Source organism: Asanoa sp. NPDC050611 (assembly GCF_040654855.1).
In the GTDB taxonomy this organism is placed as follows: domain Bacteria; phylum Actinomycetota; class Actinomycetes; order Mycobacteriales; family Micromonosporaceae; genus Asanoa.
Map to the genome: position 1 here is coordinate 1 of NZ_JBFAIU010000327.1, position 8,483 is coordinate 8,483.

11 protein-coding genes are annotated in these 8,483 nt (G+C 73.2%); 4 read left to right on the forward strand and 7 right to left on the reverse strand.

What is annotated here, in order from left to right; genetic code table 11:
• The 7 genes from AB0H87_RS33525 to AB0H87_RS33555 form a co-directional block, all read right to left on the reverse strand.
• A partial coding sequence (locus AB0H87_RS33525; protein ID WP_360154942.1) for an ABC transporter ATP-binding protein occupies positions 1 to 688 on the reverse strand: 688 nt, incomplete at its 3' end.
• Positions 661 to 1,089 carry a hypothetical protein gene (locus AB0H87_RS33530; RefSeq protein WP_360154945.1) on the reverse strand — a complete coding sequence of 143 codons (429 nt, stop codon included), beginning with the start codon at positions 1,087 to 1,089 and terminating at the stop codon, positions 661 to 663. The genes AB0H87_RS33530 and AB0H87_RS33525, both read right to left, overlap by 28 nt.
• Entirely contained in the window at positions 1,086 to 1,907 is an 822-nt protein-coding gene (locus AB0H87_RS33535) for a DUF692 domain-containing protein (RefSeq protein WP_360154948.1), read from the reverse strand. The genes AB0H87_RS33530 and AB0H87_RS33535 overlap by 4 nt, the downstream gene beginning before the upstream one ends.
• Complete coding sequence (locus tag AB0H87_RS33540; RefSeq protein WP_360154951.1) at positions 1,904 to 2,821, reverse strand: TIGR04222 domain-containing membrane protein; 918 nt, start codon at positions 2,819 to 2,821, stop codon at positions 1,904 to 1,906. The genes AB0H87_RS33535 and AB0H87_RS33540 overlap by 4 nt, the downstream gene beginning before the upstream one ends.
• Positions 2,809 to 3,726 (reverse strand): TIGR04222 domain-containing membrane protein, encoded by a 918-nt coding sequence (locus AB0H87_RS33545; RefSeq protein ID WP_360154954.1) that lies wholly within the window; start codon positions 3,724 to 3,726, stop codon positions 2,809 to 2,811. Before AB0H87_RS33545 ends, AB0H87_RS33540 begins: the two co-directional genes overlap by 13 nt.
• 355 nt (positions 3,727 to 4,081) lie before the next feature.
• Positions 4,082 to 4,672, reverse strand: coding sequence for a TetR/AcrR family transcriptional regulator (locus tag AB0H87_RS33550; protein WP_360154957.1), 591 nt, complete (start codon positions 4,670 to 4,672; stop codon positions 4,082 to 4,084).
• A gap of 56 nt (positions 4,673 to 4,728) precedes the next feature.
• Positions 4,729 to 5,523 carry a thioesterase family protein gene (locus AB0H87_RS33555; RefSeq protein WP_360154960.1) on the reverse strand — a complete coding sequence of 265 codons (795 nt, stop codon included), beginning with the start codon at positions 5,521 to 5,523 and terminating at the stop codon, positions 4,729 to 4,731.
• A 29-nt stretch (positions 5,524 to 5,552) separates the two neighbouring features.
• Here AB0H87_RS33555 and AB0H87_RS33560 point away from each other — a divergent pair, with 29 nt between their 5' ends.
• The 4 genes from AB0H87_RS33560 (at position 5,553) to AB0H87_RS33575 (ending at position 8,432) form a co-directional block, all read left to right on the forward strand.
• Positions 5,553 to 6,401, forward strand: a complete 849-nt coding sequence (locus AB0H87_RS33560; RefSeq protein WP_360154963.1) for a carbon-nitrogen hydrolase family protein — start codon at positions 5,553 to 5,555, stop codon at positions 6,399 to 6,401.
• Positions 6,402 to 6,493: 92 nt separating this feature from the next.
• Positions 6,494 to 6,853 (forward strand): GntR family transcriptional regulator, encoded by a 360-nt coding sequence (locus tag AB0H87_RS33565; protein WP_360154966.1) that lies wholly within the window; start codon positions 6,494 to 6,496, stop codon positions 6,851 to 6,853.
• Positions 6,850 to 7,728, forward strand: a complete 879-nt coding sequence (locus AB0H87_RS33570) for an ABC transporter ATP-binding protein (protein WP_360154969.1) — start codon at positions 6,850 to 6,852, stop codon at positions 7,726 to 7,728. Before AB0H87_RS33565 ends, AB0H87_RS33570 begins: the two co-directional genes overlap by 4 nt.
• Positions 7,725 to 8,432 (forward strand): ABC transporter permease, encoded by a 708-nt coding sequence (locus AB0H87_RS33575; protein WP_360154972.1) that lies wholly within the window; start codon positions 7,725 to 7,727, stop codon positions 8,430 to 8,432. Before AB0H87_RS33570 ends, AB0H87_RS33575 begins: the two co-directional genes overlap by 4 nt.
• The last annotated feature ends 51 nt before the right edge of the window (positions 8,433 to 8,483 follow it).

The window sequence follows — 8,483 nt, forward strand, 5'->3', positions numbered from 1 at the left end:
AAAGCCCTCGACCCCGGACCTCGGCGGCTTCGAGCCGGGCTCCGGCCTGGCTGGGGCGGGCGGCGGCCTGACACCCGCCGATGCCGATCCGCACGTCGGCGACGGCGTCGACCAGCTCCGCGTCGTGCGACGCCATCAGCACCGCCGTGCCGGCGGCCTTCTCCCGCAGCAGCCGTTCGGTCAGCCAGGCCCGGCCGTCCACGTCGAGGCGCTGCTCGGGCTCGTCGAGGATCAGCACCCGGCGGGGCCGGACCAGGCACGACGCCAGCGCGAGGCGGCGGCGCTGGCCACTGGACAGCGTGATCGGCAGCTGGTCGCGGGCCGGCGCCAGGCCCAGCTCGGCCAGCACCTCCTCGACCGGGTCGCCGCCGTCGCCGTGCGCGTACGCCAGCAGCGCCAGGTGCTCGGCCACCGACAGGTCGGGGAAGAAGTCGATGTCGTCGAGCGCGGCCGCCATGATCGACCGGGCCCAGGCGTCGGTCTCGTAGATCCGCCGCCCGCCCACGGTGACCACGCCCTCGTCGGGCCGGTCGGCGCCGACCACGCAGCGCAGCAGCGTCGTCTTGCCGGAGCCGTTGGCGCCCAGCACGGCACCGACCTGGCCCGGCTGCACGGTGAAGCTGACCCCGTCCAGCACCACCAGGTTGCCGAACCGGCGGGTCAGTCCGTCGACCGAAAGCGCGTCCACAGCCGTCCACTCTCCCAGAGCGGGATCCGGCGGGCCCACCCGGACAGCCGGCCACGCGGCACGGGGGCGCTGCGGCCGTCGTACCGCCAGGCCGCCTCCCGCCCCGCCAGCTCCGCGGCGGCCGCGCCGGACAACGACGCCGATCGCGCCAGGTCCCACCCGTCCCGCAGCGAGCCGTTGGTCGGCCGCGCCGCCGCCCAGGCGGCGAACGTCTCCCGCCAGCTCTCCCCGTACGCCGCCGCCAGCATCGGCCAGGTCCGCGCCACCTCGCCGGCCCGCTTCCGGAGCAGCGCCTGCCGCGCCACACCGACGAGCCGGGGATCGAACCCCGCGGGTACGGGCGCGCCCGCGGTGAGCGCGGCGACCAGCGCCGCCTGCCGCTCCGCCAGACCGCCGTTCACGTGACCGCCGGATGGCCCGAGGCGGCCGCGATCGCGTCGAGCTCGGCCCGCAGGACCGCCGCGGCCGGGTACGCACCGTCGCGCTCCAGCAGCAGTGCCGGCGGGCGGTGCCGGGCGGAGAGCGCGGACACCAGCTCCAGCACCGGTTCCGGCACCGCGTGGGTGTGCGTGTCGTGGTAGACGCCGGCCGCCTCCGCGCCGCCGGCCACGTGGCAGTAGGCGACCCGGTCCAGCGGCAGCGCGTCGAGCAGCGCCAGCGGGTCGGTGCCACGGTTGCGGGCGTTCGCGTACACGTTGGCGATGTCGAGCAGCAGCAGCGCCTCCGTCCGCTCCAGGATCTCGGTCAGGAACTGCGCCTCGGTCAGCTCGTCGTCGGGCCAGTCGAAGACCGCCGCGATCGGCTCGAGGGCGATCGGGACGGACAGTTCGGCCTTCGTACGCGCGACGTTGGCCACCACCGCGTCGACCGCCTCCCGGGAGCGGGGGAGCGGCAGCAGGTGACCGGCCTCGACACCGCCCGCGCGTACGAAGGCGATGTGCTCACTGACCAGCGGCGCGTCGAGCCGCTCGGCGACCGTGGCGAGATGGGTGACCCGCGCCGGATCGACCGGCTCCGCGCCACCCAGGGAGAGCTTGACGCCGTGCGGCACCACCGCGACGCCCTTCGCACGCAGGTCCGTGAGCCCCCGCGGCACCGGCGCGTGGTCGTGCACCGACTCGGCGACCACCTCGACGAACCGCAGGCCCGGCAGCTCGGCCACGAACCCCGCGATCTCCGGCCGCCAGCCGATCCCGACGCCGGTCGGCTGCCCGATCATCCGCCACCTCCGCCGCCACCGCCATCGCCGCCACCGCCACCGCCGCCGCCTCCACCGCAGCCGCCGCCGCACCCGGAGGCACCCTCGCTGCCGACCGCGCCCGTCGGCCCCATCGTCGTGGCGGCGACCATCTGCCTGACGCCCGCGTCCGCGGCGAACGTCGCATCCAGCAGATAGAGGGAGGGCGCCCCGAACAGCGCGACGGCCATCGCCGTGTCGCGGACATCGTAGGTCGCGAAGCTCGGCTCGTGCTCCGGCGCCAGATGGAAGTAGCGGAACTTCAGCCCGTCCACGGCCTGCCGGGCCCAACCGGTCGCCTTCGGTACGTGGCGCACGCTCACCACCATGCCGACGAGGAGGAGGATGCTGACGAAGGTCACCCAGCCGATCGGCCGGTCGTGCGCGACGCCCGAGCGGATCCGGACCGCGCCGAGCACGATCACGGGCAGCAGCAACAGCCCCGCCGACCGGGCCAGCCGGCGCCGCCAGGGCGGCAGCAGCAGGCCGAGGCGGTCGACGCCGGCGTAGAGGTCGACGAGCGCCTCCTCGACCGCCGGGTCGTCGACCAGATCGCGCGCCATTCCGTGCCGGCGCGCCGCGTCGTGGATCGCCGTGTCCAGCGGGGTCGGGTCCGCGGGCAGTGGGCCGGGCGTCATCAGCCGCCCGTCGGGCCGCGTGCCGATCGCGCCCGTCCGCCGCAGGCCGGCCAGCGAGGTGAGGATCGCCAGCGCCACCCCGCCGTTGAGGAACGCCGCCTCCTGCGGGCCGATGCTCTCGAGCCGCACGTCGGCCGGACCCTGGAGGATCTTCCAGCGCAGCAGTACGACGGCGCCGCAGGCGAGCGCGGCCAGCACGATGAAGAACGCGAGGAACTCCGGGCCGGAGACCTCGAACGACGCCGCTAGCCGCCGCACCCGCCACCACCGCCGCAGCCGCCGCCACCACCGCAGGAGCTGCCACCGCTGCACGAGCTGCCGCCGCCGCTGTCGGAGTAGCCCGCGCCGCCGTCGCCCGACGAGCTGCCGCTGACCGACCGGTTGATCTCCGCGTCGGCGGCGAACGCCGGGTCGAGCAGGTACAGCGTCGACGCGCCGTACAGCGCGACACCCATCGCGGTCGCGCCGGCGCCGTAGGTGGCGTAGCTCGGCGCCTCACCGGGGGCCAGGTAGCCGTGCTCCTTGCGTAGCCCTTTGATCGCGCGCGTGCCGGCCTTCGTGCGGTGCCTGGCCCGGGTCAGGCTGATCAGCATCCAGATGGCCGTGACGACGACCAGCAGGATCAGGAACCCGACGGGCCGGTCGTGCTCGAGCCCGGCGGAGATCCGCGCGCCGCCGAGCAGGATCACCGGCAGGAGCAGCAGCGCGGCGGCGCGGGACAGCCGCCGCCGCTCCCGCGACACGAGCAGCCCGGCCCGCTCGAGGCCGGCCCGGATGTCGTCGAGCGCGCTCGACACCCACGGGTCGCCGGACAGGTTGCGGGTGCGCAGCCGCTTGCCGGCGGCGTTGTAGACGGCGGTGTCGAGCGGCGTCGAGCCCGCCGGCAGCGGTCCGGTCGGCACGAGGGTGCGATCGGGGTTCGCGCCGATGGCGCCGCCGCGGCGCAGGCCGCCGAGCGAGGTGTAGCGCGCCAGCATCGGGCCGCCGTTGAGGAAGGCCGCCTGCTCGGGCGTCAGGCTGGGCCAGCCCTCGTCCGGCCCGCGGGACAGCATCGATCGGATGATCGCGGTGGCGACGATGGCGACGATCGCCAACGCCACGTAGATCCCGAGGAACGTGGGACCGGAGATCCCCCATGTGTCGCCGGACGCGGCCAGTGTCATGGCGTGCTCCCGTGGTCGCAGGGCCGTTGAGCCCATTGTGGAGGCGGCCCGCCATGCCGGCTGACCTCGGTCAACTTCCCGACGCGGCGCCCTTTCGCCCATTGTGGAGTCGCGCCGGCACCGGCCGTAAGACCGTGTGACCCCGGTCGAGGTAACGGCGGGATAACTGCCACCCGATCAGTCACCGCAGCCGTCGCCGCCGCAACCGCCGCACGCGGCCAGCCCGAACAGGGCGACGGCGACGGCCAGCGCCGTCGCGGCCGCCGGGTACGTGGCGAAGCTCGGCGACTGGCCCGGCGCCAGGTAGGCGTCTCCGCGGTCCCTCGTCGAGGTAGGCGACTTCCGCGCCAGCCGGTTAGTCGCGCACCGGACGGCTGGCCTGGCGGACCGCCTCCTCGACCAGGTCGAGCACCTTGCCCAGGTCGCCGGCCGGGCGGCCCATCGCGAGGTGGAGCACGAGGCCGTCGTACGCCAGCTCCAGGAACTGGGCCAGCACGTCGAGGTCGACGTCCTCGCGGAGCACGCCGGCGGCGCGCTGGCGGGCGAGCCGGTCGCGGGTCGCCTCGGCGATGGCGGCGGAGTGCACCGCCCAGCGCTTGGCGAACTCCGGGTCGGTGCGCAGCCGCCGGGAGACCTCGAGCTGGCTGCCGAGCCAGCCGGTCGTGTCCGGCGACGCGGCCTGGTCGAGCAGGTCGCGCATGACCTGGACGAGGCCGTTGCGGGCGACCGTCTCCACCATCGCGGCGGCGTCGTCCTCGGCGACCGCGAGGAAGAGCGAGTCCTTGTCACGGAAATGGTGGAAGATGGCGCCCCGGGACAGCCCGGTCTCCTCCTCCAGCCGCCGCACCGTGGCACCCTCGTAGCCGTAGCGCGCGAACGCCGCGCGCGCCGCCGCCAGGATCTCGTGGCGGCGGGCGTCGAGCTGGTTCTGGCTCACGCGGGGCACGTGTCGATCGTGTCAGGTGGCCGTCCGTGATGCAATCCGTACGTACGGCTTGCGTGTCACGCCCGCGGCCCGACCAGCAGGGCCTGGGCGCCCTGGCCCACCGCGCCGCCGTCGTCGTAGAGCAGTGTCGTGGCGAGCCCCGTGCCGCCTTCCGACAGGGTCGTCCGCGCCCGCACGCACATCCAGTCGCCGGCCGGCGGCCGGTGCAGGTGCAGGCTCAGCTCGGTGTTGATGAACCACCAGGCGGCCATGTCGAGCACCCGGCTCAGCCCGTTGCCGGAGTCGGCCAGCGCGACCAGCCGCTGCACCGGCGACATCGCCTCGCCGGCCACCAACGGCACCCGCGGCCGGGCCCAGACCAGCGCGGGGCCGGGCTTCTCGAAGTGCCCGGAGATGAACCGCCACTCGACCGCGCCGAGGTAGCCGACCCGCCACGCCGGGTCGGTGAACACGCTGGCCACCGAGGGCCGCATCGGCGCCGGCTCCAGGCGCGGGCGGGCCGGGCGCGGCAGCTCCAGCTCGGTGCGCCGGATCCGCCAGCCACGGGCGCTGAGCACCGTGCGACCGCCCGCTTCCGCCGTCGCCTCGACCAGCTCGACCGAGCGGCCGGGCCGCAGCACGGCCGCGGTCACGGTCAGCTCGTCGACCGGCACCGCACCGAAGATCTCCACGGTCAGCCGGGCGAGGTGGGCCTCGCCGGCCAGCGTGCTGGGCAGCGCCTCGATCGCCCTGGCCAGTAGCGCCGAGGGCGGGCCGGCGTGCTGCAGGCCCGCACCCCAGGGCCCCTGGGTGTGCGGCGTCGACTCGAACCGGGACGGGTCGCCGGTCGGCCGGTAGAAGGCGTCCTCCACGCGATCGATTCTCGTCGTAGGATGCCGCCGTGGACACCCCGCCGGCCCCGTTGATCGTCGCCGCGGTGCAGGCGACGCCGGTGCCGGGCGACGTCGCACGCAACGCGACGGTCGCCGCGCGCCTGGTCGGCGAGGCCGCCGACGCCGGTGCCCGGCTGGTCGTCCTCCCCGAGCTGTTCCTCTGCGCGTACCACCCGCCGACCCTGCACGCCGATCCCGCGCGGACCGATCTGGCCGCCGATGCGGCCGGGGAGATCGGCGACGGCCGGCTCGACGCGTTGCGATCCGTGGCGCGCGACCGCTCCGTCGTGGTCCTCGTCGGCGCTTCCGTCCGGCACGCGGACGGCCGGCGCGCCTGCTCCGCCGTGCTGGTGGACCGGGCCGGCGACGCCACATCCGCGTACGACAAGCAACTGCTCTGGGGTCCCGAGGAGAACGCGCTGTTCACGCCCGGCACCACCGGCGCGACGCTGGTGCTCGACGGCTGGCGGCTCGGCCTGGGCATCTGCTACGACGGCTGCTTCCCCGAGCACGGCCGGGCCGCGGCCGACGACGGCGCGCACGGCTACCTAGCGCCCAGCGGCTACGTGGTGGGCTCGGCGCACCGGCGCGACGTCTACTACGCCGCCCGCGCGCTGGACAACACGATGTACGTGGCGTTCGCGAACTCGGTCGGCGGCGACCGGGACTGGTCGTTCAACGGCGGCGCGGCCGTCTACGACCCCGAGGGCCGGCCGCTGGTCCGGGCGGCCGACGAGGGGGAGGCGGTCGTCGTCGCCACCCTCGACCCGGCCGAGCTGGCCCGGGTCCGGTCCGCACACACCATGCTGCGCGACCGGGTCGCGCTGGGCGCCCGCCGTACGCTCACGGCTTCCTAGATTCCCCAGGATTGTGACCGCTGCCACTTGACGCCCTGGGTTCGTCGGTTGCATGGTTAGTTACATGAGTAATGAACCAACGAGCCGAGACGATGGATGACGACCGGCCGATCTTCGTCCAGATCGCGGAGCTGATCGAGAACTCGATCATCGACGGGACGCTCGCGGAGGAGTCCCAGGTGCCGTCCACCAACGAACTGGCGGCGTTCCACCGGATCAATCCGGCGACCGCGGCCAAAGGGATCAACCGCCTGGTCGATGACGGAACCATCTACAAGCGCAGGGGAATCGGGATGTTCGTGGCGACGGGAGCCCGCGAGACGCTGAGGGAGCGTCGCCGGCTCGACTTCTCCGCCCAGTACGTGCGGCCGCTCATCGAAGAGGCGCGCAAGTTGGGCATCGGCACCGAGGAACTCAAGAAACTGATCGAGACCTGGGAGGAACAGCGATGAGTGTCGTGGCGGCAGCCGGCCTCACGAAGCGTTTCCGTGACGTGACCGCGCTCGACGACGTCACGTTCACGCTGGAGAAGAACGCGATCTACGGTCTGCTCGGCCGCAACGGCGCCGGCAAGACCACGCTGATGCAGCTCATCACCGGGCAGAACAGCGTCACCTCGGGCGACCTGCGGCTCTTCGGCGAGCACCCGTACGAGAACGAGAAGGCGCTCATGCGGGTGGCCTTCATCAAGGAGAGCCAGAAGTACCCCAGCGGCTACAAGGTGAAGCACGTGCTGACGATGGCGGGCCGCCTGTTCCCCAACTGGGACGAGGAGTTCGCGCAGTCCCTTGTGGACGAGTTCAACCTGCCGCGCCGGCGGGACGTGCGCAAGCTGTCCCGCGGCATGACCTCCGCCCTCGGCGTGACCGTCGGCCTGGCCGCGCGGGCGGAGCTGACCTTCTTCGACGAGCCGTACCTCGGTCTCGACGCCGTGGCCCGGCAGCTCTTCTACGACCGGCTGCTGGCCGACTACGCCGAGCACCCGCGCACGGTCGTGCTCTCCACCCACCTGATCGACGAGGTCGCCGACCTGATCGAGCACGTGCTGCTGCTCGACAAGGGCAGGCTGCTGCTCGACGCGCCCAGCGAGGAACTGCGCGGCGAGGTGATGGACGCGACCGGCCCGGGGGCCGTGGTCGACGAGTTCGCGGCCGACCGGGAGGTGCTGCACCGGGAACAGCTCGGCGGCACGGTCCGGGTCACGCTGCGCGGCTCGTTCGACAACGCCGAGCGGCTGCGCGCCAAGAAGCTCGGGATCGACCTGGAGCCGGTCTCGCTCCAGCAGGCCGTCGTGCGCCTGACGATGGAAAGGAACGCCGCCCGATGAACCGCATTCTCGCCGTCACCCGGCTGCACACGGTGGTCTGGTGGAACCAGTTCATCTGGCCGTGGGCCATCATGGCCATCTCGTTGCTCGTCAACATCCTGATCTTCGCCTCGATCGACGAGGCGGCGCCGGGCAAGACCAGCACCGGCGGCCTGTCCAGCCTCTACGTCGTGTCCGCGATCGCGGCGGCCGTGTCGATCAGCCAGATCTTCCCGTTCGCGCTCGGGATGGGCGTCACCCGCCGCACGTTCTACGTGGCGACCGTGCTGGTCAACGTCGCGCAGGCGATCCTCTACGGGGTGCTGCTCTACATCCTGAACCTGATCGAGGGCGGCACCAACGGGTTCGGGATCGGGCTGCACTTCTTCCGGGTGCCGTACATCGATGTCTCCAATGGACTCCTGCAGATCGCCGTGTACGCGGCGCCGCTGCTCTTCCTGAACTTCGTCACGATGTTCGTGGCGATCTGGTTCGTGCGCTTCGGCACCAACGGCCTGTTCGCCACCGGTGCCGCCGCGATCCTGGTCTTCGGCCTGCTCGGTGCGCTGATCACCTGGCAGGGCTGGTGGGGCGACATCTGGCACTGGTTGAGCACCCAGCACCAGATCAGCCTGCTGGTGGGATGGCCCGCCCTGGTGGCCGTGGTGGCCGCCCTCGGGGGAATGGCGGCGATGAGGAAGAAGATGGCGCCGGGGATGGCGTAGCCGATTGCGTTGGTCAGCGCGGGGTCGTCGGCGGAGGCGGCCGCGACGAAC